A 23,042-nucleotide genomic window follows, 5' to 3' on the forward strand; every position below is an offset into this window, starting at 1 on the left:
ACATATCTTTCATAATTATAAGTATATTTTAAATCTTTTGCAATAGTAATAAGAGGATTGTGCAAAGTTTACACAATCCTCTTATTTTAGGTAATTATTGTTTATTTTAACTGTTTCTTATTATCTTGCAAAGCTCATTACTAAATTCCTCAGTACTACTGTCTCCACCTAGATCTACTGTCAATACCTTTCCTTCTTTAAATATTGTTCTTAAAGCATTTTCTATTTTCATAGCGGCATCGTGTTCACCTATGTGTCTTAGCATCATAATTGAAGACTGAATTATCGCAGTAGGATTTGCAATACCCTTACCAGCTATCTGTGGAGCACTACCATGCACAGCTTCGAATACTGCACAGTCTTCTCCTATATTGGCACTTGGAACCATTCCCAGTCCACCCACTAGACCTGCGCATAAGTCAGACAGAATATCTCCATATAAATTTGGCATTACTAAAACGTCAAAATCTTCAGGGTTTAAAACTAAATTCATTGCTGCAGCATCCACAATCACATCATCTGAATATATATCTTTATCTTCATTAGCATTTTTTCTGTATATTTTATTATTTTCACATACTTCATTAAAAACATCTAGAAAAAGACCATCTGATATTTTCATAATATTTGCTTTGTGAACTGCAGAAAGTCGTTTATATCCATTTGTTTTTGTGTAGTCACAGGCAAATTGTGTTATTTTTTCACACGCAGGTCTAGTAATTATTTTTATACTTTCACCAGCGTAGTCACCTATCTTATGTTCAACACCTGAATACAAATCTTCAGTATTTTCTCTAATAATCGTAATGTCAATATTGTCATATCGAGATTTTATACCTTCAAATGTTTTTATCGGTCTAACATTTGCGTACAAATTAAGCTCTTTTCTAAGTGCAACATTAACACTTCTAAATCCTTTGCCTACTGGCGTTGTAATAGGACCTTTTATTGCTAGTTTATTTTCTCTAATATTTTCTATTATGTGTTTCGGAAGCGGAGTACCATATTCTTCTAATACGCTTTCTCCTGCATCAAATTCTTCCCAAATAATATCAACTCCCGCTTCTTTTACAACTTTCTTCATTGCAGCTGTAATCTCAGTACCTATTCCATCTCCAGGTATAAGCGTAATTTTATGCATTTGTTCCCTCCGCTGTATTTTTTAATTTAATACTGTTTAACTTTCCACCAAATTTTAACATTTCAATCTCTTTATCATTAAACTTAGTGCTCACATAAAAAGATGTATTTTTTGTTTTGTTTACTATCTTCATTCTTCCTTTAGTGATTCCTTCTAAAACATTTTCTATTAAGATATCATCCATTTGATCAACTAAATTATAATCTTCTTGATCAACTAAATTATAATCTTCATCGTTCTCAAACTCCATAGGAATTATCCCACTATTAATTAAATTAGCTTTATGAATTCTTGCAAAACTTTTTGCGATAACTCCCTTTATCCCTAAGTACAATGGAGCTAAGGCAGCATGTTCTCTAGAAGATCCCTGTCCGTAGTTTTCCCCGCCTACTATAAAACCTCCATTATTTTCAATAGCTCTATCAGAAAAGTTTTCATCTATCGTACTAAAGCTAAACTTAGATAAATATGGTATGTTACTTCTATATGGCAATAATTTAGCATTTGATGGCATAATATGATCTGTAGTTATGTTATCATCTGTTTTTATTATAACTTTCCCAGATAATACATCTTCAAGTTTTGTATTTAGTGGAAACGGCTTTATATTCGGACCCCTTACCACCTCTACATTTTGAGGGTTTTCACTTGGCGATATTATCATGCTGTCGTCAATCAAAAATTTATCTATAGTGATATCTTCAAAATCCACATCAAAATCAATATTTCTAGGATCAGTAAGCTTTCCATATATAGCACTAACTGCTGCTACTTCCGGACTAGATAAATATACTTGAGCCGAATTAGTTCCACTTCTTCCATAAAAATTTCTATTAAATGTTCTAATACTTACCGCATCAGTCCCTGGTGATTGCCCCATTCCTATGCAAGGTCCACAGGAGTTTTCTAAAATTCTTGCACCTGAACTAATTATATCTGCCAGTGCACCGTTTTTCGCTATCATTTCCATAACTTGTCTTGACCCAGGTGCTATAACTAAACTTACATCATCAGCAACTTTTCTTCCTTTTAGTATTCTTGATACCTTCATTAAATCTTCATATGATGAATTTGTACAACTTCCAATCGCGACCTGGTCAACTTTTATCTCGCCAACTTCTGAACATGATTTAATATTATCAGGGCTATGAGGAGCGGCTACCATTGGAACCAATTCTCCAAGATCTATTTTTATTATATCATCATATATTGCATCATCATCGGCAATAAGTTCACTCCAATCCGATAATCTGCCCTGTGCCTCAAAATATTCTTTTGTCTTTTCATCACTCGGGAAAATTGAAGTTGTAGCCCCTAACTCTGCACCCATATTAGTAATTGTTGCTCTTTGAGGAACAGATAGATTTTTTAGTCCATCTCCTCCATATTCATAAATTTTTCCTACTCCACCCTTTACGGTTTCTCTTTTTAAAACTTCCAATATTATATCTTTTGAACTTACCATGCTATTTAATTTTCCTGTCAGTTCGACTTTTACAACTTTTGGAACTTCTATATAATATGGTTCGCCAGCCATAGCAAGTGCAACATCCAGTCCACCAGCCCCAATAGCTAACATTCCCACGCCTCCTGCAGTTGGAGTATGGCTATCAGATCCTAATAGAGTCTCTCCAGGAACAGAAAATCTTTCTAAATTAACCTGATGACATATACCATTTCCAGGTTTTGAAAAGTATATTCCATATTTATTAGCTACAGTTTGTATAAATCTATGGTCATCTGCATTTTCAAAACCTTGTTGCAACATATTATGGTCAATATATGCAACAGACTGCTTAGTTTTTACTTTGTCTATCCCCATTGCTTCTAACTGCAAATATGCCATAGTTCCAGTAGAATCTTGAGTTAATGTTCTATCTATTTTTATACCAACAGTAGTTCCCTTTTCTAATTGTCCTTCTACTACATGGTTATAAAGTATTTTTTCTACAATATTTCTTCCCAACCAAATCACCTCTTAAATAAAGATTATATTACTATTTTTGATTCTAACTCACTTCCAACGCTCTTTATATCATCATATATTGAAACGATTTCTTTGTCAAAAAGAGCTCTTTTTAGTCTGATTGATTTCGCTCTTACCTCTTCCAAAATTAAAGACGCTTCATCATTAGAAACTTCTATACCATAATCTGAAAGTCTATTTACAATAGCCGCCTTACCAGAATGTTTTCCAATAACTATCTTTCTTTCTATTCCAACTTCAGATGGATCGAATGCTTCGTAGTTCTTTGGATCTTTCAAAGCACCATCAGCGTGTATACCTGATTCATGCGTGAACATATTGTCTCCAACTATAGACTTCCATGCTGGCAATTCTCTTCCAGCAGCTCTTGATACATATTCAGATATTCCCTTAAATTTTCTTGGATCTATATCAGATTCATATTTTAATACATGAGTAAGAGTCATAATAACTTCTTCTAGTGCAGCATTACCAGCCCTTTCTCCTAATCCATTTACTGTTACACCAACATGATTAGCTCCACCTAAAACTCCAGCTACTGCATTAGCAGTTGCCATACCAAAATCATCATGAGTATGCATTTCTATATCCATTTTAGTTGCATTATAAATTTTTTCAATTTTTTCTTTTAATGTGAATGGATCCATTATTCCAACAGTATCACAAAATCTAAATCTATCAGCTCCGGCTTCTTGTGCACGCTTTACAAATTCAATTAAGAAATCATCATCAGCTCTTGATGCATCTTCTCCATTTACTGAAACGTATAATCCATTTTTCTTAGCGTATTCAGTTGTTTCCATCATTTTCTCTATTACCCATTCTCTTGATGTCTGTAATTTGTGTTCTATATGTATATCTGAAACTGAAATTGATATTGCAACAGCGTCAACACCACAATCTATGCTGTGCTTTACATCTGATATTACAGCTCTATTCCACCCCATGATACTTGCTTTCAAATTTTTATTTGCAATTCTTCGAATGCTTTCCTTTTCGTCTCCACCCATCGCAGGTATACCTACTTCTAGCTGGTCAATGCCTAAATCTGATAACATTTCAGCAATCATGATTTTTTCATCATTAGCAAATACAATGCCTGCAGTTTGCTCTCCATCTCTTAAAGTAGTATCAACAAATTTTATTTTTTTATTTCTATTTTTATCAACAACACACATTCTCAAAACCTCCTATTTAATTCTACCTAATTTATTATGCAAGTTTTTTTCTATCTCTTTCATATCGTTTATAAATATTATAATTCTTTGTTAAGACAAATGCAAGAATATTTTATTCATTTTTGCATTTTTTTTGTTATATTATTCATTAATCTCCCTAGCAATCGTTTTATCCAGCTTATTTCTAGTCTTTTTTGCAATATATTTTATATATATTTCATTTATTTGATATTACACTATATTTAAACTTTATTTATTTGTATTTATTTTTTATTTTATTGAATTTTTGTTTTATTATTTTTCATTTTCAGTTTATTTTTGTAATTTTCTTTCTATATAAACTTTTCTAATATTATTTCATATAACTGCTACTGTTTGCTAATTTAACACATCTATTTGTGCTAATATGCTATAATAGTCAAATAATGAATATAATTAAGTTATAAGGAGAATTCGATGAATTTTAATAATATGAACATCAATAGCGAATTAGTAAGTGTACTAAATAATATAGGTATAAATTCCCCAACAGAAATCCAAAAAAAAGCAATCCCTGATATTATAAACGGAAAAAATTTGATAGCAAAATCTAATACAGGAACTGGAAAAACTTTATCTTTTTTAATTCCAATTTTAAATAATCTGGTAAGTAAAAATAAACAAACATCGTTAATCCTAGTTCCTACTAGAGAACTAGCCATACAAGTATTCAATGAAGCAGAGCGAATCATTCAAAAACTTGATATAAAAAACGATGGAATAAATATACTAGCTCTATACGGAGGGCGTGATATACAATCACAAATAAACAAACTAAAAAAAGATATTGATATAATAGTTGCTACTCCTGGTAGACTTCTAGACCATCTAAATAGAAAAACTATAAATTTGACAAAAATAGACATACTTGTAATCGATGAAGTTGATCAAATGCTATTAATGGGTTTTATGGGTGAGATTGATAGAGTTATTAAAAATATAAAAAATACACCACAGCTTTTATGTTTTTCTGCAACAGTAGATTCTAAAGTAAAGAAATTAGCATATAGGTATTCAGATAATATACAGATAATAGGAATTGATGATAATCATACACTTGCAGATCTCATCGAACAAGAATTTATTTTCACTACTGATAGAGATAAATTTGATGATTTGTGCAAAATTATAGATAGAGATAATCCCTTTATGGCAATTATATTTTGTCGTACAAAAGCAAGAGTTGACAATCTAGATCTTAAACTATCTCAAAAAAAATATAATTGCGCAAAAATCCACAGCGATATTAGTCAATCAAAGCGAGAAAGAATTATAAAAGATTTTAGAAATCTGAAGACACAGTTTTTAATATCAACAGATTTGTCCTCTAGAGGACTTGATATAGAGGGTATAACACATATATACAACTATGATTTGCCAGATAGACTAGAAGATTATATCCACAGAGTAGGACGTACTGGTAGAATCGGAAAAGATGGTAAAGCTTGTTCTTTTGTAACTGATAAAAATACGGATCTTTACGAACTAATACAAAAAAAGCTTTTATAATCTCAACGTTATACAGCTTAAAATATTAATTCACGTAAAAAAGCAAAGTTCAAATTTGAACTTTGCTTTTTTATTTATTATATGCTATTTTTATTAATCTTTATTAAGCTTTTGCTACCCATAAACCATGTAGGTTACAGTATTCATATGCTGCTACTACCTTATCTCCATCTTGAAGTGCAAATTCAGCAACAGGTTCAGCATCATGAGCAAGATCTACTCTCTGCACACCTTTTTCTGTAACTAATACTACAAATGCAATATGGTGAGCATCTGTCATAGGATGTGCAACACTTCCTACCTTAACACAAACCTTATTTCCTGATACTTCAATTACAGGAACATGCTTTTCACCAGCAGCATCAGTAGAGTTAGCATTAAGTACTGTTAATCCAGATACAGCAGCTTCCACTTCATTATTAACTATTTTTTCGAATATATCTCCGCTTTTTTCATCTTTTAAAAAAATCAATTCTTTATTCATCTTTTTTCTCCTAAAAAATTATTTATTAGTATTACAATTTTTACAAAGGCCTTTTAAAAGTATATACCCTGATTTAATTTTCATACCATTTTTTTCCAATGTATTATCAACATAACTTACATCATCCAAATCTACATCAATAATATCATTACACTGCTCACATATAAAGTGATTATGTTCTTCTAGGTTTGCGTCAAATCTAGCTGGATCACCTTGAATATTTATTTTCCTTATATATCCATTATCCGCCAACTGTGTCAAATTTCTATAGACAGTTCCTAGACTTAGACTAGGATTATCCTTTTTTAAACTATCGTATATTTCAGTTGCTGTATGGTGTTCATTACTCTGCAAAACTCTGTTTAAAATAAACTCTCTTTGTTTTGAAAACTTCATACCAGCACACCTTTCATTGTTAAACTGATTTTTTATTTCCAGCTTTCGTTTTTAACTTCAAAGAATGCCTGTGGATGCTTACAAACTGGACATAGCTTTGGAGCCTTCTTAGATACGTGTATATGACCACAATTCATACAGTGCCAAACTACAACTTCATCTTTTTCAAATACTTTACCATCTTTTAAGTTTTGAAGTAATGTTCTATATCTTTCTTCATGAGTCTTTTCAATAGCAGCTACACCTTCAAATAATCTAGCTAATTCAGTAAATCCTTCTTCTCTAGCATCGTTTGCAAATCCAGCATACATTTCCGTCCATTCATAGTTTTCGCCTTCTGCAGCATCTAGTAAGTTTTCTTCAGTTGAAGGAACTTCTCCACCATGAAGAGCCTTGAACCATAATTTAGCATGTTCTTTTTCATTTTCAGCTGTTTCTAAGAATATATCAGAAATTTGATTATATCCTTCCTTTCTTGCCTGAGAAGCATAATAAGTATACTTATTTCTTGCCATAGATTCCCCAGCAAAACCTTCATTCAAGTTCTTTTCTGTTTTTGTACCTTTTAATTCTAATGTCATTTTATAAATCCCTCCATTTTATTTTTATATTTAAGTAGTAATTATTACTACTTGTATTATCTCAATTATATCCCTTTGAAGAATTAAAGTCAAGCCTTTTCATTTCTTTTCTTTTTAAGTTTTTTTATCATCGATAATGCATTTCATTTAATTATTTTATTCAAATAGATGTATTTCATTTTAATCTCCTACTAATATATATTCACTTATTATATGATTTTCAAACAATAAAATTCAAATAATTCTTACTTTTTATTTGGTATTTCAATATGAAAATACATCTGTTTTTACTAATATTTAATATGAAATAATGAAATCAAGAAAAAAAGATTCCCAAAAACTGTTTTCCACAATTTCTAGGAATCTCTTAATATAATCATTTACTTAAAATTACTCTGGAATTATTGTAACTGTACAATTAGCATGCTTTAAAACATATGCTGTATTAGATCCTAACATTCTTGTTAGACCTTTTTTAGTTGACTTAGTCATAACTATCATATCAACCTTTTCGTCTTTTGCTCTTCTAACTATTTCATCACCCGCATATCCGAATGTGAAGTATAAATTGACATCATAGCCATCCATTACTTTTCTAGCTTTTTCGAGTAGTTCTCTCCCAAATTTTTCAGAGTTCTTTATTTCGTCACTTATTGAAATCCCATCAACAAAGACTACTTCCTTTACGTTAATTATGCTTATTTGTACTTGCTCTGGTTCATACACTTCTTTTATATAATCAAGTGAATGCATGCTTCTTTCAGTTCCATCGATTGGCACTAATATTTTCTTAATCTTCATAATCTACACCCCTCTCACTAAAAAAGTTTATCTTTTAACTATATTATATACTTATATAAATTTAATGTCAAATTATAATATTCAGAACTTTACAACATTAATTAGCAGCTTCTACAGTATTTGAATTCTTTCCTGGTATAAATTTACCTATAATTCCACCTATAACAGCTGGGACAACCCAGTTAAATCCATATGGTGCAAGAGGTAGAGAATTAACAAATTCTAATCCTGCATACTTAGTCGAAGCTAAAGTTAAAACACTTATAATTATTGAGAAAAGCACTGCTCCCTTATATATATTATCATTTTTAATTTTTTCCTTGAAGAATGCTAATATAATTAATACTATTGTAGGAGGGTAAACTATTGCAAGTATAGGGTTTGCTATTTTAACTAATCCACTTACTCCCATTGTAGCAGCTCCAGCCGCAAATATACAAGTAAATAATACACTGTAAGTGTAGTTAATCTTATTCTTAGTAATCATTGACACGTAATCTGCAGTCGCTGATGTAAGACCTATTGATGTAGTCAAACAAGCAAGAGAAACTGCAAGAGCCAACACTATCTTACCAGTATTACCTAATAGCGCCTCTGTAATTTTTACTATTACTATTGATTGTTGAACATCCTGTCCGTATACAGTAGATACTGTAGCACCTAAGTAAGTAAGACCACCATATATTAAGCCTAGCCCAATACATGCAATTACACCTGCCTTTACAAGCATTTTTACCTGTTCTTTAGGTTCGCTGTAACCCTTGTTCATAAGAGTAAGCATAAGTACTCCACCTACCGCTATTGAAACAAAACAGTCCATTGTCTGATATCCATCTAATATACCTCTCTGGAAAACATTATCAATAAGTACGTTTGAAGATATATCTCCTATAGGAGAAACTACACCTTTTATAATAATGATTGATAATGCGATGATCAGCACAGGAGTCAAGAATTGTCCAACAATATCTATAACCTTTGAAGGTTTAACCGTAAGTGCAAATGTCAGTGCAAAGAATATAATAACCACTATGATAATTGGAACATCACCAACTAAAGGAACTATTCCCATTTCATAAGTAGTTGCTCCTGTTCTAGGAATTACTAATAGTGGACCAACACACATAATATCAGCCAAACTCAATAATATTGCAGGAATTCTACCTATTCTACCAAATAATTCCATAATCTGTCCATGACACAATGCTATTGCTATTACTGCTAATAACGCTAACCCCGCATCAGCGAACGTAAATCCTGCGAATGCTGTAAACCACTTTTCTCCTGATAAAATACCTAAATATGGTGGGAATATCAGATTCCCCGCGCCGAAAAACATAGCGAATAGCGCAAATCCAAATGTAAAAATATCTTTTACATTGTTTGTCTTATTCATATTATTGCTCCCTTCTTATTTCTTAAAGAAATCCAAGATAATTAATGCAAATTTGTAAATTAAATTCGCTTGTATTAATTATAGGATATATATAATAAAGCTGTCAAGATTCAAATATCTAGCTTTCAAGCACTTTGTTATTTTTTTACTTTTAAAGTATTTATTCTTTTTTTTTTATTATTAGTTGTTTTTTTCTTTTATTCAGATATATGATATCTTTTTTATCTCTCTAATATCTTCTTTTTTAAAGAAGCAAACATTTTCAAATAATATAACTTTTTTTTAAAAACTTTTTTTCTTTTTTTCATCTTTCCCTCTTGTTATAAGGCTTTCAAATAAATGTCAAAACTTTATATAAAGTAATTTAATCACCTGAAAAATTTTATTATATTTTTTTTTTGCTTTTATTTTAACGTTTATTCTATTTTTTTTAAATTTCATTATGAATAAAAAAGAAGAGGTGATTCACACCTCTTCAATTTAATTAATATCTTGTATTATACTTGGATCATCTGAACCTCCAGAAGAACTTGTATAGTTTTTCTGAGAATTACCACTTTGACTTGAGCTGCTTTCTGTATCGTTTGATGTAGTGCTGCTTCCAGATCTTGTGCTACTTGACGAGCTATTTTGGTTTGATGATCCTGTGCTACTTACACCCCAAATTTTTCTTAAGTCATTTTTTAATTCATCATATGACCAAGATTTATTTGTATTAATAATGCTGTTAGGATCATTGATTAAAAAGTCACCATTTCTATCATAACCTTTGATTACAATAATATGGCCAACTTCTGTAAATATACCTGGCTTTAAACTAGCAATTAGAATTTGTCCATCATCCAGAGCTCTTTTCATTTTAGCTTCTGTTGGTACAATATCTCTTGATTCTAAGCCATAATTATTTAAACCTTTTTCAAACAATTTCCAGCTAGTTGTATTTTCTGCAGATACATATCCATTATCTTGAGCGTATTTTGCCACATCATATGGATTTACGTCTGCATTTGAATCAAAATGCTTAATAACCATTGCAAGTGATGTAGGTCCACAGGCTGATAACCCTATCATTTCTTTTCCGTAATCTCTGTATCCCCATCTTCTGTCCCATTGAAGGAATAGTGGTACGCTACCATCAACATAATAACTAGAGCTTATGTTTTTAACAAGCGCCTTATTATTATATTTATCTTTGTCCTTATAACTATATACATAGTCTATTGTTTCATGATTTCTTATAAGTAAATCTATCATTTTCTCTGGGTATGAACTAATATTTTCTATTATGTAATCCATCTTCTGTGATTCTTCAGAGTTTAATTTAGATTTAATATCATTTAATTTTTTTATTTTTTCTTCAACACTTTCCTTTTTCTCTTCCTGTTTAGGTTGAGAAGTCGTAGTTGTCGTCGTCTTTTTAGGGGCAGTATTATCCTTCCCCTTATTTGAAAAAATCTTATCAAAAGCTGTAGCTCCGAAAATAATAACAAGAAAAACTATTACTATCATAGTACCTACTTTTTTAACATTAAGCTTTTGGGATTTTTTCTCATTATTTCTTCTGTAAACATCTGCTCTCGTACTTCGTCTTGAATTTGAAGTATTTTCGTTTTTTTCACTAGAATTAAAAAATCCTGTTTTTTTATTTTTTCTACTAGTTCTATTTTCTTGAGATTCTTGTCTTCTACGTCTTATTATTTCTTCAATTTCGCTTTCACGAAGCCTTATATCTTCTTCATTTTTTATTTTGCTATTTCTTAATGTATCCTCTAGCGAATATTTTTGTTCTTCATCTTCATTAGAGTTTGAGTTAGATGACAATAAGGTACTGTTCTTATTCAATCTTTTAGTCCCAAAATCAGAGTATTCCTTGTATATTTCAACTCCTGACTTGTCCATATTAGCTCTTTCTTTTGCTGTTTTTCTAATAAAAGAAGGATCGTTGTTAAGACTCTTTTCATAAACATTTGACTCATCTACTGATTCAAATCTAGCTGTTTTATCAGCTATTTCGAATGAAAATGTATCTTCATTTTCTTTATCTATATCCCTCAAATCAAGTCTCTTTGTTTTATATAAAAGATCTTCATCACCTGTTTTAGAAGCCCTTTTTTCTCTTTTTAATCTTTCAATACTCTCTTCTCTATCAAAATCAACTGATCTTTTTTGAGTTATTATCGGACTTGACTTCTGAGTTGCAATTTGTTTTTCATTTTTCATTGCCTGTCTTCTTTTTTGAGCATTAGCTTCAGCTTCTTCAGCTGACAACACTCTAGTTACTATTTTACCTATTTCACTTTGAGGTTCTTCCTCACCTTCAGGCAATTTATGGATTTTCTTTAAACTATTAGAGTTGTAAACTTTTTCTTTTTTATTTAAATCTTCATAGATATCGGCATATTTATTTTCACTTTTTTTGTTACCTTTAAATGTATACCTAGTTCCATTTTTTCTATTACTTGAATCCATATTCAGCCTCCCTTCTCTAGTAGTAATTTCATTATCATCATATCATAAAAGTTATGTTTTGTACATTTATGAAAATAGCTTTTTATTTTTTAATCGCTTTTTCTTATCAATGTTTTTAACCACTATATAGATAATATACAAAATATAACAATTTTTCAATTAAAAAATTAATTAATCCTAATATAGTAATTTTCTATATTTCTAAAATCCACTTACAGTCTAAATAAAATAAGCAAAACAAAATAGTTTTAACAAGTAAACCATTTTAGCTTTGCCTATTTTTTCATATATTTTACTACTTAATCCTTTACTCTTCCCTAAGTATATTCAAATTCTCACCAGACATAATTTTTTTCATAGTTCTCATTGAACACATTTTTCCGCACATTGTGCATGTATCTTCGTTTTCAGGTTTTGACTCTTCTCTATATTTTATTGGTTTTTCTTTATCGATTGCTAATTCAAACATACAATCCCAATCAATATCGGCTCTTGCTTTCGCCATTTTGTTATCCCATTTAACTGCTCCTGGAACTTTTTTAGCTATGTCTGCTGCATGAGCTGCAATTTTAGTTGCTATTATTCCCTCTTTCATATCATCTATATTGGGCAATCTTAAATGTTCCGCTGGAGTTACATAGCATAAAAAATCCACCCCTGCTGATGCTGCAATTGCTCCTCCTATAGCTGAAGTTATATGATCATACCCTGGTGCTATATCTGTTACAAGAGGCCCTAGAACATAAAAAGGAGCTCCATAACACAACTTTTTTTGAAGCTTAACATTAGCTTCAATTTCATCTATAGCCATATGACCTGGCCCTTCTATTATTATTTGAACATTTTTTTCCCAAGCCCTTAGAGTTAACTCACCTAATGTGATCAGTTCTTTAATTTGACACGCATCTGTTGCATCTCTTAAACATCCCGGCCTAAGCGCATCACCTAGACTTATTGTAATATCATTTTCGTAGCAAATATCCAATAATTCATCATATTTTTCAAAAAAAGGATTCTCTGCATCATTTAGTTCCATCCATGCATACATCAAAGATCCACCTCTTGAAACAATATTAGTAACTCTTTTATTCCTCTTAAAAAGCTCCATCGCTTCTTTATTCATTCCAGCGTGTATTGTTACAAAATCTACTCCATCTTTCGCATGCTTGCGTACTACATCCAAAAACTCGTCTGCAGTTATGTCTTTCAACTCTTTATCATAAAAACCTATCGCATCGTATACTGGTACTGTTCCTATCATTGACGTTGACATATCAATAAGCTTTTTTCTAAATTCTTCTGTTTTACCAAATGAACTTAAATCCATTATCGCTTCCGCTTTCATATCTATAGCTTTTTTTACTTTCTCAAGTTCTTTATCGATATCTGGACAATCTCTTGATATACCTAAGTTTACATTAATTTTGGTACTTAGACCTTCTCCAACACCCTCAGCAACTAGGTTTTTGTGATTAATGTTTGCTGGTATAACCACTACTCCCCTAGCAATTTTTTCCATTAACTCTTCTACTCGCATTGATTCTTTTTTTGCCACAACTTCCATTTCTTTTGTAATTATTCCTTTTTTAGCCGCTTCCATTTGTGTTTTATACATTTTATTCTCCTATATATTATATATTTTTATATGTTATTTATTTTTCTGAACTTTTTTATTATCTTCATAGTTTTTTTATCGCATTCTTGGCTATTTAAAATATCCGATATTACACATATTCCGTGTACATCTGTTGTTTCAAGATATTCAATGTTTTCATATTTTATTCCACCTATAGCTAAAACAGGTATGTGCAGAGATTCAACCATTCTTTTTACTACTTGTATGTCTACAACCTCTGAATCCTCTTTTGTATCAGTTGAAAAAATTGCTCCTACTCCTACATAGTCCGCACCTTCTTCTTGTGCTCTAATTGCTTCTTCTAAGTTGCTTACAGAAATTCCTACAATTTTATTGTATCCTATTAGTTTTTTGGCTATTGTTATAGGCATATCTGACTGTCCTAGATGAACACCATCCGCATCTACTGACATTGCAATATCTATCCTATCGTTAATTAAAAAAGTAGTATTATGTTTTTTGCATATTTCTTTAAGCTTCAAAGCTCTATTATAAAAATCCCTAGTTGACATATTTTTTTCTCTTAACTGCACTACTTTCGCTCCACCTATTATGCTTTTCTCTATTGAATCATAGAAATTTTTACCTTTGCAGGCTTTTTCATCAGTGACTAAATACATTGAGTAACGAGATTCTATTTTTTCAATTTCTATTTTAGAATTTTTTAAAATAATATCTTTATTAAATTTATATAAATTATTAAAAATTTCTGTCTTATAATTTCCAATTCCTTTTTTAGCTACTACCTCAGCTTTAGCTGCAAGTTCTCCTGATACGCTCATCGCCAAAATTCCAGTTACTGAACTAATTAAAGGATCTTTTGTTGCCCCTAAAAAACTTCCTATAATCGATGCTATCATACATCCAGTTCCTGTTATAAAAGATAACATTTCCGATTCATTGTATACCTTTACAACATGGTCTCCATCCGTAATTATATCCACTTTTCCAGTAACTGCACATATACATCTGTATTTATTTGCAATAAAAATAGCAGATTCAATAGCGTCTTCGCTGTTATCACTCGAATCAACACCCTTAGTATTTGATATTTTCCCAGATAATGCAATTATTTCTGACACATTTCCTTTTATTACACTCATGTGTACTTTATCTAATATTTTCTTTACTGCATCTTTTCTAAACTCCGTAGCTCCAACTCCAACAGGGTCAAATACTATTTTAATATTTTTTTTATTAGCTACTCTACCAGCATTTATCATAGTCTCCAATGATTTTTCCCCAACTATGCCAAAGTTTAAAACTAAAGAATCCGACACTTCTGTCATTTGTTCTGCATCAACAGGTGCATCAGCCATTACAGGTGAGCCACCTACCGCTAGCGTAGCATTAGCACAATCATTTATCGTAACATAGTTTGTTATTTGCTCAACTAAAGGAGATCGTTTTTTCGTTTTTTCTACCGAATCTATTATTTTTTCTAAAAGCTCTCTTTTTGCATTCATCTATTTTACCTCCATTCCTAATTTTTCATACATTTCGCCTAGTGGATTAGTAGGACCACATCCTTTTCCAATATCTAGAGACCTTTGAATAGCTTTTGATATAAACTCTTTTGACTTCTCTACAGAATCTTCAATTGAATAACCTAGTGCTAAATTTGAAGCTATTGCGGATGATAATGTGCATCCAGTCCCATGCGTATTTTTTGTGTCTATTCTATCATTTTCAAAATAATAAACACTCATATCTGACATTACTAATACATCACATGCTTTTTTTTCTAAATGCCCCCCCTTTATCAAAACATTTTTTTTGGAAAATTTAGAAATCATTTTCCCAGCTTCCGACATCTTCTCAGGTGAGTCAATTTTTAAATCAACATCGCCTTTTATTTCTTTTAAAATGCTTTCTGCTTCAAATAAATTTGGTGTAATAATATCAGCAAGAGGAAGTAATTTTGAAATTAATACTTTTTTTGCTTGATTTCCTATTAAATCAAATCCTGAAGTAGATATCATAACAGGGTCAAGAACAATATTTTTCATATCATATTCTTTTAATATTTCATAGACAACATCTATTGTATCGACATCCGATAACATACCTATCTTTATAGAATCCACACCTATATCATCAAAAACTGCTTTTATTTGATCTTTTACCATTTTAGAAATTATATTTTCAACAGAAATAACTCCCATTGTATTTTGAGCAGTGACGGCGGTTATTGCACTTGTTCCATATACTCCATGAGCTGCAAAAGTCTTTAAATCGGTTTGTACTCCTGCACCACCTCCAGAATCTGATCCAGCTATTGTAATTACTTTTTTCATAAAATCCTCCCTTGATAGTATATAATTATGTACAAACAAAAAAAGCACATACCTAAAAAGGTATATGCTTGCGCTCATTAAAATTTCCTACGCTGGCATTATCCAGATCAGGTTTGAAGGTCAAGGCTCACATCCTTTTCTCAGCCGATTTATCAGCTCCCTTGAGATTATTAAATCTCTATTATTCATTTTTTGTAAATACTACAATATAATAGTATCATACGAACTTATCCTTTACAACTAAAAAGTTATATTTAGAATTTCATACATTAAAGAATTCCTGCAAAAAACGGAACAGTGATAACGCTCAAAACTGTTGTTAGAAATACACATTTTGAAGAAAATTCAATGCTTGTTGAATAACGCTCTGCCATAATTGAAGTAAATGCTGGACTAGGTAGTGCAGCTGTATAAAATAAAATAGCATACGGAAGTGATTTTCCAGCATCTATATGTAATACTCTAAACAATACTATTATTAAAGCAGGTACTATCACCATTCTAAAAATAGTTAGTCTATACGCTTCAAAATCTTTAAACATATTCTTAGCATCATATCTAGATAAAGATAATCCTACTACCATCATAGATAGAGGAACCGTTAAGTTAGCAACATATGTAAGAAGAGTTTCCACTGGTTGTGCAACCGGGAATCCTGTAAGAAATATAATTCCACCTATTAATACAGCTAAGTTTTGCTTTGTAAATACTACACGTTTTAAATTAATTTTTTCATCAATGTTATAATTCATTATAATCAATTTTATTCCTAATGAAAAAATCAAAACATTCTGCACTATATTAGCTATAGCCATAATAAATAAACCGTCTTTTCCATATAGTGCAAACATCAATGGATACCCAATAAATCCGTTATTTGAAAAAACGGTAGCAAACATCCAACTTCCTCTTTTGCTATCATCTACTTTCAGTAGTTTGGTTACAAAAAATGATACCACAGTCATGACAATATAATATAACAAAACTACCACTATAACTTTTAATGCATCTCCCATCAATCTTGCATCGTATGGCCTTATCATTGACAATACTATTGTACAAGGTATACTAACATCTATTAGTATGTTAGTAATGTCATTAATAGAAGAATGTGACACTATTTTTCTAACACCCATTAAATAACCTATTAATAATAGCATAAAAAGTATAAATACATTAACTAATACTACCTGCAATTGTGATGTCTCCCCTCTAAATTAAATTTAATATTTTATAATTTCACCATCATAACATGATAACATATTTTTATACTTATTACTACTTCTTAGCTGTGCTATGTTAATGTTTTCAGTCTTTTATATTTTTATTACATACACCAAATTGCAAATATTTCATTCATTTAGATTTATTATATTAGTATTTTTTAATATTATTATACTCGTCCCAAATTATATTACGAATTTTTTTAATTGCCTTAAATTTTATTTTTCCAATTGCAGTCATAGAACAATTCATTTCATGAGACAAATCTTTTTGTGTACGATCTTCTAAATAAATACTTTGCATAATATATCTTTCTCTGCTATTTAATTTTGTCATTGCATCCAAAATCAATCTATAATCAAATAACCTATCCATCTTCTCTTCAAATTCGAATACTCTATAGTTTTTATATTTATCTAAAAAAACACTATCTCCCTCTATTCCTCCATCATTATTTATTGAATAAATATTGTTTCTATTTTTAATTGCCAGTAAACTTTCTACTATTTTTCTTTCTTCTATATGATTTACTTTTGATAACTCCTTTACTACAGAAAATTCTATTTTATCTTCTAAAATATCTAATTTTTTAGAGCATTTTGTATAAATTGAACCCGCTTCTCTCGAAACAGAAATAGACCCATATTTTCTATATGAGTTTTTTATGCTAAATTTAACATTGTAAGTCAAATATGTTTTGACTTTTATATTAGGCCTAAAATCAAATTTATTAACTGTATCAATCATTCCTATTATTCCAGTTTGAAAAAGATCTTCATCATCTAATCCTCTTTTTTTAAATGATGCAATTTCATAATCACTTCTTACAAGCTTTTTAACGTAGTCAATTCTATTTAATATAAATAAATCCATAGCTCTTTTACTTCCTTTTTGAGCTTTCCAAATCAACAGTCTATCAATTCTATCATCCTCTGAAACATTATCAATATGTACATATTGATTATCTACTTCAACGGCATTAATTATCTCAGTTATTTCTTCTTTTAACTCAAAAGCAATCATCGAAATCCCCCCTCTTTTTAGTAAGATATATCTCTTATATCTTTTATTATACTATCTATTTTGTATATATAGTCATATAAAATAAATATTCAACTCATTAATTTTAAAATTAATAAAAGAGCCTGTCATAAATTCGTTTGACAGACCCTTATTATCCTATTTTCAGCTATTCTATTTAGCTACTTAATTATTAATAATTTTTTAATTTTTTTGTATTATAATTTTGAATTTCTAGCTTCTGAATTTCATAATTCTCAATGAATTTAAAACGGCAAGAACTGCAACTCCAACATCTGCAAATATTGCAATCCACATATTAGCTAATCCAAATATACTTAATATCATAATTAGTACTTTTATTCCTATCGCAAATATAATATTTTGCCAAACAATCTTACTTGTCTTTCTTGATATTTTTACAGCAGTAGCTAACTTTGATACTTCATCAGTCATAATTACTATGTCAGATGCCTCTATTGCTGCATCCGAACCTACTCCACCCATAGATATCCCAATATCTGCTCTAGCAATAACTGGAGCATCGTTTATTCCATCTCCTATAAAAGCTACTTTTGTTTTTTCTTCTTTCTCATAAATTATTTCCTCTAAAATTTCAACTTTTTTATTTGGTAATAAATTTGAGTAATATTTTTTTATACCAAGTTTATTAGAAATTTCGGATGCAACACTCTTTGAATCTCCAGTAAGCATTATAATATTTTCCACACCAATGTTTTTTAATTCATCTATTGCTTTATAACTATCTTCTTTTATCTCATCAGATATTTCTAAGCACCCAAAGTACTTTTTGTCTACAGCTACATAAACCTTTGTTGAAGAATTTTCTATTTCACTGAAAGTAATGTTGAATCTATTTAGCAATCTTGCATTACCAGCTAATATTTCTTTTCCAGAATATATGACCTTTACTCCATTAGCAGATATTTCTTCATATTCTTCTATATCACTATTCGACATCTCAAAATTATTGTGTTCGTTTTTAAAATAGTTAGAAATGGAAGTTGCAATTGGATGAGTAGATCTTGATTCAGCTATATATGCATATTTTAACAGCTCTTTCTCATCAATATCATCTTCTACCACTATGTTTGTTACTTTAAAAACTCCTTTGGTTAAAGTCCCTGTTTTATCCAAAACCACTGTTTCTAAATTTTTAAGTGCCTCTAGATAATTACTTCCTTTTACAAGTATTCCATTTTTTGAAGATACGCCTATACCAGAGAAATAACTCAAAGGTATTGACAATACTAATGCACATGGACAAGATACAACTAAAAAGATCAATCCTCTGTACAGCCATTTATCAAAAGGTTGGTTCAAAAATATTGCTGGTAGCACAGATATTATTACTGCTAATCCCACAACAATAGGCGTGTAGTATCTAGCAAATACTGTTATAAAATTTTCTGTCTTTGATTTTTTAGTTGTTGCATTTTCCACCATTTCTAATATTTTAGATACGGTTGAATCTTCAAATCTCTTTGTCACTTCAATAGTTACAACTGAGTTTTTATTTATTATTCCTGAGATAACTTCTTCTCCTCTTGATATGCTTCTCAATACTGATTCTCCAGTGATTGCTGCTGTATCAAATCTACTTTCACCGTCTACTATTATTCCATCTAGAGGAACCTTTTCTCCAACTTTAACAACTATTTTATCGCCAATATCAACATTTTCTGGGGATACAGAAATTATTTCATCTCCTTGTAATAAATGTGCCACTTCTGGTTTTATATTCATTAAATTCTCTATATTTTTTCTAGATTTATTGACAGCCTTAGACTCTAGGTATTCTCCTACACCGTAAAATAGCATTACACCTACGGCCTCTGGATATTCACCTATTGCTATTGCTCCTATTGTAGCAATAGTCATAAGGAAATTTTCATCCATTACCCTTCCTTTTACAATATTTCTTACTGCACTAGTTATAACCTTATATCCAGACAATACATACGCAATTAGTAAAGATATTAAATATACCGACTTTGGTAATCCAAAATAATTTGAAACTATACCAAAAATATAAATACTTATTGATATTATAAGTACTTTCAAACTATCTACTTCATGACTGTGTTCATGAGAATTTTCATTTTTTATATCATCATTATTGTCACAACAATCACTGATACTACTCTTATTATAAGATTGTGTGTGTTTTATTGATTTTTTTTCAGTCTGATAGCTTATTTTTTTATCTAATCCGGGTTCTATATCATCAATAATTTTTATAATTTCTTCTACCACTTGATCTCTCTCAAACTCATCTCTAATTCCTAGAGCAAGTTTTTTTGTTATAAAATTCAAATTAGCACTTTGAATTTCTTTTTTTTCTTTTACCTTATCTTCTATTTTTCCAGCGCAATGTGCGCATCCCAAGCCTTCCAAAATGATTTCAACTTTTTTCATGTTTACCTCCCCTGTATAAGCGACTTATTTACTTTAATAGTACATTTCGTTTATATGGCTCAAACCACAGTCAAAGATATCTCTAACATGAGAGTCATCTAGAGAATAATATACTGTTTTTCCTTCTTTTCTGAATTTTACTAGCCTAGCTTTTTTTAAAGTTCTTAACTGATGAGAAATTGCAGATTGTGTCATTCCAATCAAATCTGCTATTTCACACACACAGAGTTCTTTATCAAACAATACTTTAATAATTTTTATTCTAGTTACATCTCCAAACACTTTGAAAAATTCTGCTAAATCATCTATTTTTTCATCTGAAATATTTTCATCACTAGCTAAGCTATTTTTATCTATACTAATTTTATGTTCTTGGCAAATCTGTATTTCATCATCAATAATCATCTTTTCTATCGGCATTTCACTACCTCCATTCTTTATATATATGAATACTTGCTCATATGTTTGTATATTCATATTATACATCTTGATTATATAAAAGTAAATACAAAAAAGAGGCTTTTTATACAAAAGCCTCTTTTTGTTATTATTAAGTATATAGTTTATTTACATCGCTATTTATTATATGTTGTAAAAAAAGTTGTTACCTGACTTTGTATAAAGACCATAATAATAACCTTTTTTATCCATTAATTCTTGATGGCTTCCAGTCTCTACGATACCATTATCGTCCATGACAATGATCTCATCTGAATTTTGTATAGTAGTCAATCTATGTGCAATAGTTATAGTCGTTCTGCCTTTTGACAATATTTCAAGAGAAGCTTGTACAATTGCCTCGCTGTTATTATCCAGTGCAGAAGTTGCTTCGTCTAGCACCAACACTGGTGGATTCTTTAAAAATACCCTTGCTATGGATATTCTCTGTTTTTGACCACCGGAAAGCATTACGCCTCTTTCTCCTACATATGTATCAAATCCATCTTCTAGTTCCATTATAAATTCATATGCCCCAGCAAGCTTACTTGCCTCTATAATTTCTTCTTCTGTAGCATCTGGTTTACCATATCTTATATTTTCCATAACTGATCCTGAAAATAGGTACACGTCTTGTTGAACTATTCCTATATTATTTCTCAAAGAACTTAAAGTTATATCTTTTACATTTATACCGTCAATGAATACTCCACCTTTAGTAACGTCATAAAATCTAGGAATAAGTGATGAAACCGTACTTTTCCCACTACCTGATGGTCCTACTAACGCAATATTTTGTCCTTTCTTAATAGAAAGATTAAAATCATTTAGCACATATTCACTACTTTCATTGTATCTAAAATAAACATTTTTGAATTCAATGTTACCTTCAACATTATCCAATATTACTGCATCTTCGCTATCTGTAATATCTGACTCAATTGCCATTATTTCATTGAATCTTTCAATTCCTGTCATACCTTTTTGAAATTGTTCCGTAAATTCTATAATTCTTTTTACTGTCACCAATAATGTCGTCACATACATCACATATGCTAACATATCACCAGGTTCTAACTTACCATTTATCATTTGTATTCCGCCGAATACTACAACGATAAAATACATTGCTCCATCAATCGCCCTATTTACAGTATTAAATCCTGCCATAGATTTATAGAACATTTCTTTTATAGATAAAAATTTGTTATTATCTTTTTCAAATTTTTCACGCTCTATATCTTCATTTGCAAAACTCTTTACGACTTTAATTCCAAGTAAGCTATCCTCAATACTAGAATTTAGATTTCCTACGTGTACTCTCTGTTTTTTCTGAGCATCTCTCATCTTATTTTTAAACTTATTAGAGCTAATAAACATAATTGGAATCATAATATAAACCGCTAAAGTAAGAGGTAAATTTATACTGATCAATATTATGAACGAAAATACGACTTTTATTAATCCTATAAAATACTCTTCAGGACAATGGTGAGCAAACTCAGTTATATCAAATAAATCATTTGTCATTCTAGACATTATTTGACCAACCTTAGTTTCATTATAAAAATTGTCTGATAAGGTCTGTAGATGCTTATAAACATCACTTCTCATATCTGTTTCAATTTTAGCTCCCATAATATGTCCGATTGAAGCCATATAGTATACCGCGACTAGCTCTATACATTTAATTATTATAAATACAGCTGCTAATCTAAGTATTAGTTGAAGCGATAAAGATGCCTTATCTGATATACCTAAATTTGTCATGTATCTCAAAATTAGGGGTAATACCATTTCAGATGCAGTTGTTAATGCTGCACAAAGTAAATCTAAAAATAAGATATTTTTATATCTATTGAAATATGGCAATACGCTTTTTATTAATCCAAAGCTTTTCATTTTTTCCACTACGATAATCTATCTCCTTCCTTTTCATTATTTTTTAAAAAACTATATATTAATTATGATATCTATTATTAATATATACATATTATTAAAGTTTAA

The 23,042-nt window shown here is 30.2% G+C and carries 18 protein-coding genes and 1 riboswitch; of the genes, 1 reads left to right on the plus strand and 17 read right to left on the minus strand.

Features of this window, described 5'->3' with window-relative positions; genetic code table 11:
• Positions 1-106 precede the first annotated feature (106 nt).
• Genes C0982_RS05175 through nifV form a run of 3 tightly spaced genes read right to left on the minus strand, consistent with a single transcriptional unit; the run spans position 107 to position 4,306 of the window.
• On the minus strand, positions 107-1,141 hold the full coding sequence (locus C0982_RS05175) for an isocitrate/isopropylmalate dehydrogenase family protein (RefSeq protein ID WP_101773147.1): 1,035 nt from the start codon (positions 1,139-1,141) through the stop codon (positions 107-109).
• The gene (locus tag C0982_RS05180) at positions 1,134-3,107 is read right to left on the minus strand and encodes an aconitate hydratase (protein ID WP_101773148.1); all 1,974 of its coding nucleotides are present in this window, start codon (positions 3,105-3,107) and stop codon (positions 1,134-1,136) included. Before C0982_RS05180 ends, C0982_RS05175 begins: the two co-directional genes overlap by 8 nt.
• Positions 3,108-3,130: 23 nt before the next feature.
• Entirely contained in the window at positions 3,131-4,306 is a 1,176-nt protein-coding gene (nifV, locus tag C0982_RS05185; protein WP_101773149.1) for a homocitrate synthase, read from the minus strand.
• Positions 4,307-4,762: 456 nt separating this feature from the next.
• On the opposite strand from nifV, the gene C0982_RS05190 reads away from it, so the two are divergent.
• On the plus strand, positions 4,763-5,854 hold the full coding sequence (locus C0982_RS05190; RefSeq protein ID WP_101773150.1) for a DEAD/DEAH box helicase: 1,092 nt from the start codon (positions 4,763-4,765) through the stop codon (positions 5,852-5,854).
• Positions 5,855-5,957: 103 nt separating this feature from the next.
• Here C0982_RS05190 and C0982_RS05195 read toward each other — a convergent pair whose 3' ends face one another.
• From C0982_RS05195 to C0982_RS05260, 14 genes are all read right to left on the minus strand, one after another.
• The gene (locus tag C0982_RS05195; protein WP_101773151.1) at positions 5,958-6,338 is read right to left on the minus strand and encodes a desulfoferrodoxin family protein; all 381 of its coding nucleotides are present in this window, start codon (positions 6,336-6,338) and stop codon (positions 5,958-5,960) included.
• A gap of 18 nt (positions 6,339-6,356) precedes the next feature.
• On the minus strand, positions 6,357-6,734 hold the full coding sequence (locus C0982_RS05200; RefSeq protein WP_101773152.1) for a Fur family transcriptional regulator: 378 nt from the start codon (positions 6,732-6,734) through the stop codon (positions 6,357-6,359).
• Positions 6,735-6,766: 32 nt separating this feature from the next.
• Positions 6,767-7,315, minus strand: a complete 549-nt coding sequence (gene rbr / locus C0982_RS05205) for a rubrerythrin (protein ID WP_101773153.1) — start codon at positions 7,313-7,315, stop codon at positions 6,767-6,769.
• Positions 7,316-7,705: 390 nt separating this feature from the next.
• Positions 7,706-8,116 (minus strand): universal stress protein, encoded by a 411-nt coding sequence (locus C0982_RS05210; RefSeq protein WP_101773154.1) that lies wholly within the window; start codon positions 8,114-8,116, stop codon positions 7,706-7,708.
• A 97-nt stretch (positions 8,117-8,213) separates the two neighbouring features.
• Positions 8,214-9,512, minus strand: a complete 1,299-nt coding sequence (gene brnQ, locus C0982_RS05215) for a branched-chain amino acid transport system II carrier protein (RefSeq protein WP_101773155.1) — start codon at positions 9,510-9,512, stop codon at positions 8,214-8,216.
• Positions 9,513-9,992: 480 nt separating this feature from the next.
• A complete protein-coding gene (locus C0982_RS05220) occupies positions 9,993-11,981 on the minus strand; it encodes a C39 family peptidase (protein WP_101773156.1) in 1,989 nt (662 codons plus the stop codon).
• Between the two features lie 307 nt (positions 11,982-12,288).
• Positions 12,289-13,596: a phosphomethylpyrimidine synthase ThiC gene (gene thiC / locus C0982_RS05225; RefSeq protein ID WP_101773157.1), complete on the minus strand. Its 1,308-nt coding sequence runs from the start codon at positions 13,594-13,596 to the stop codon at positions 12,289-12,291.
• Between the two features lie 26 nt (positions 13,597-13,622).
• On the minus strand, positions 13,623-15,083 hold the full coding sequence (gene thiM / locus C0982_RS05230; RefSeq protein ID WP_101773158.1) for a hydroxyethylthiazole kinase: 1,461 nt from the start codon (positions 15,081-15,083) through the stop codon (positions 13,623-13,625).
• Complete coding sequence (gene thiD / locus C0982_RS05235; RefSeq protein WP_101773159.1) at positions 15,084-15,914, minus strand: bifunctional hydroxymethylpyrimidine kinase/phosphomethylpyrimidine kinase; 831 nt, start codon at positions 15,912-15,914, stop codon at positions 15,084-15,086. It abuts the gene before it with no gap.
• Between the two features lie 67 nt (positions 15,915-15,981).
• A riboswitch (TPP riboswitch) is annotated at positions 15,982-16,087 on the minus strand.
• Positions 16,088-16,183: 96 nt separating this feature from the next.
• The gene (locus C0982_RS05240) at positions 16,184-17,110 is read right to left on the minus strand and encodes an AEC family transporter (protein WP_101773160.1); all 927 of its coding nucleotides are present in this window, start codon (positions 17,108-17,110) and stop codon (positions 16,184-16,186) included.
• Between the two features lie 178 nt (positions 17,111-17,288).
• Positions 17,289-18,161, minus strand: coding sequence for a sigma-70 family RNA polymerase sigma factor (locus C0982_RS05245; RefSeq protein ID WP_101773161.1), 873 nt, complete (start codon positions 18,159-18,161; stop codon positions 17,289-17,291).
• A 231-nt stretch (positions 18,162-18,392) separates the two neighbouring features.
• Positions 18,393-20,597 carry a heavy metal translocating P-type ATPase gene (locus tag C0982_RS05250; protein ID WP_101773162.1) on the minus strand — a complete coding sequence of 735 codons (2,205 nt, stop codon included), beginning with the start codon at positions 20,595-20,597 and terminating at the stop codon, positions 18,393-18,395.
• 33 nt (positions 20,598-20,630) lie between these two features.
• Positions 20,631-21,017, minus strand: coding sequence for an ArsR/SmtB family transcription factor (locus C0982_RS05255; protein WP_101773163.1), 387 nt, complete (start codon positions 21,015-21,017; stop codon positions 20,631-20,633).
• Between the two features lie 162 nt (positions 21,018-21,179).
• A complete protein-coding gene (locus C0982_RS05260) occupies positions 21,180-22,937 on the minus strand; it encodes an ABC transporter ATP-binding protein (RefSeq protein WP_101773232.1) in 1,758 nt (585 codons plus the stop codon).
• Positions 22,938-23,042 lie beyond the last annotated feature (105 nt).

This window comes from Peptostreptococcus faecalis, assembly GCF_900240845.1.
Taxonomy (GTDB): domain Bacteria; phylum Bacillota; class Clostridia; order Peptostreptococcales; family Peptostreptococcaceae; genus Peptostreptococcus; species Peptostreptococcus faecalis.

Coding starts and splice junctions, on each gene's coding strand:
- thiM (WP_101773158.1), bottom strand. CDS start 15,083: ATGAATGCAAAAAGAGAGCTTTTAGAAAAAATAATAGATTCGGTAGAA.
- C0982_RS05210 (WP_101773154.1), bottom strand. CDS start 8,116: ATGAAGATTAAGAAAATATTAGTGCCAATCGATGGAACTGAAAGAAGC.
- C0982_RS05200 (WP_101773152.1), bottom strand. CDS start 6,734: ATGAAGTTTTCAAAACAAAGAGAGTTTATTTTAAACAGAGTTTTGCAG.
- C0982_RS05255 (WP_101773163.1), bottom strand. CDS start 21,017: ATGCCGATAGAAAAGATGATTATTGATGATGAAATACAGATTTGCCAA.
- rbr (WP_101773153.1), bottom strand. CDS start 7,315: ATGACATTAGAATTAAAAGGTACAAAAACAGAAAAGAACTTGAATGAA.
- C0982_RS05250 (WP_101773162.1), bottom strand. CDS start 20,597: ATGAAAAAAGTTGAAATCATTTTGGAAGGCTTGGGATGCGCACATTGC.
- C0982_RS05260 (WP_101773232.1), bottom strand. CDS start 22,937: ATGAAAAGCTTTGGATTAATAAAAAGCGTATTGCCATATTTCAATAGA.
- C0982_RS05195 (WP_101773151.1), bottom strand. CDS start 6,338: ATGAATAAAGAATTGATTTTTTTAAAAGATGAAAAAAGCGGAGATATA.
- thiD (WP_101773159.1), bottom strand. CDS start 15,914: ATGAAAAAAGTAATTACAATAGCTGGATCAGATTCTGGAGGTGGTGCA.
- thiC (WP_101773157.1), bottom strand. CDS start 13,596: ATGTATAAAACACAAATGGAAGCGGCTAAAAAAGGAATAATTACAAAA.
- C0982_RS05220 (WP_101773156.1), bottom strand. CDS start 11,981: ATGGATTCAAGTAATAGAAAAAATGGAACTAGGTATACATTTAAAGGT.
- C0982_RS05190 (WP_101773150.1), top strand. CDS start 4,763: ATGAATTTTAATAATATGAACATCAATAGCGAATTAGTAAGTGTACTA.
- C0982_RS05175 (WP_101773147.1), bottom strand. CDS start 1,141: ATGCATAAAATTACGCTTATACCTGGAGATGGAATAGGTACTGAGATT.
- nifV (WP_101773149.1), bottom strand. CDS start 4,306: ATGTGTGTTGTTGATAAAAATAGAAATAAAAAAATAAAATTTGTTGAT.
- C0982_RS05245 (WP_101773161.1), bottom strand. CDS start 18,161: ATGATTGCTTTTGAGTTAAAAGAAGAAATAACTGAGATAATTAATGCC.
- brnQ (WP_101773155.1), bottom strand. CDS start 9,512: ATGAATAAGACAAACAATGTAAAAGATATTTTTACATTTGGATTTGCG.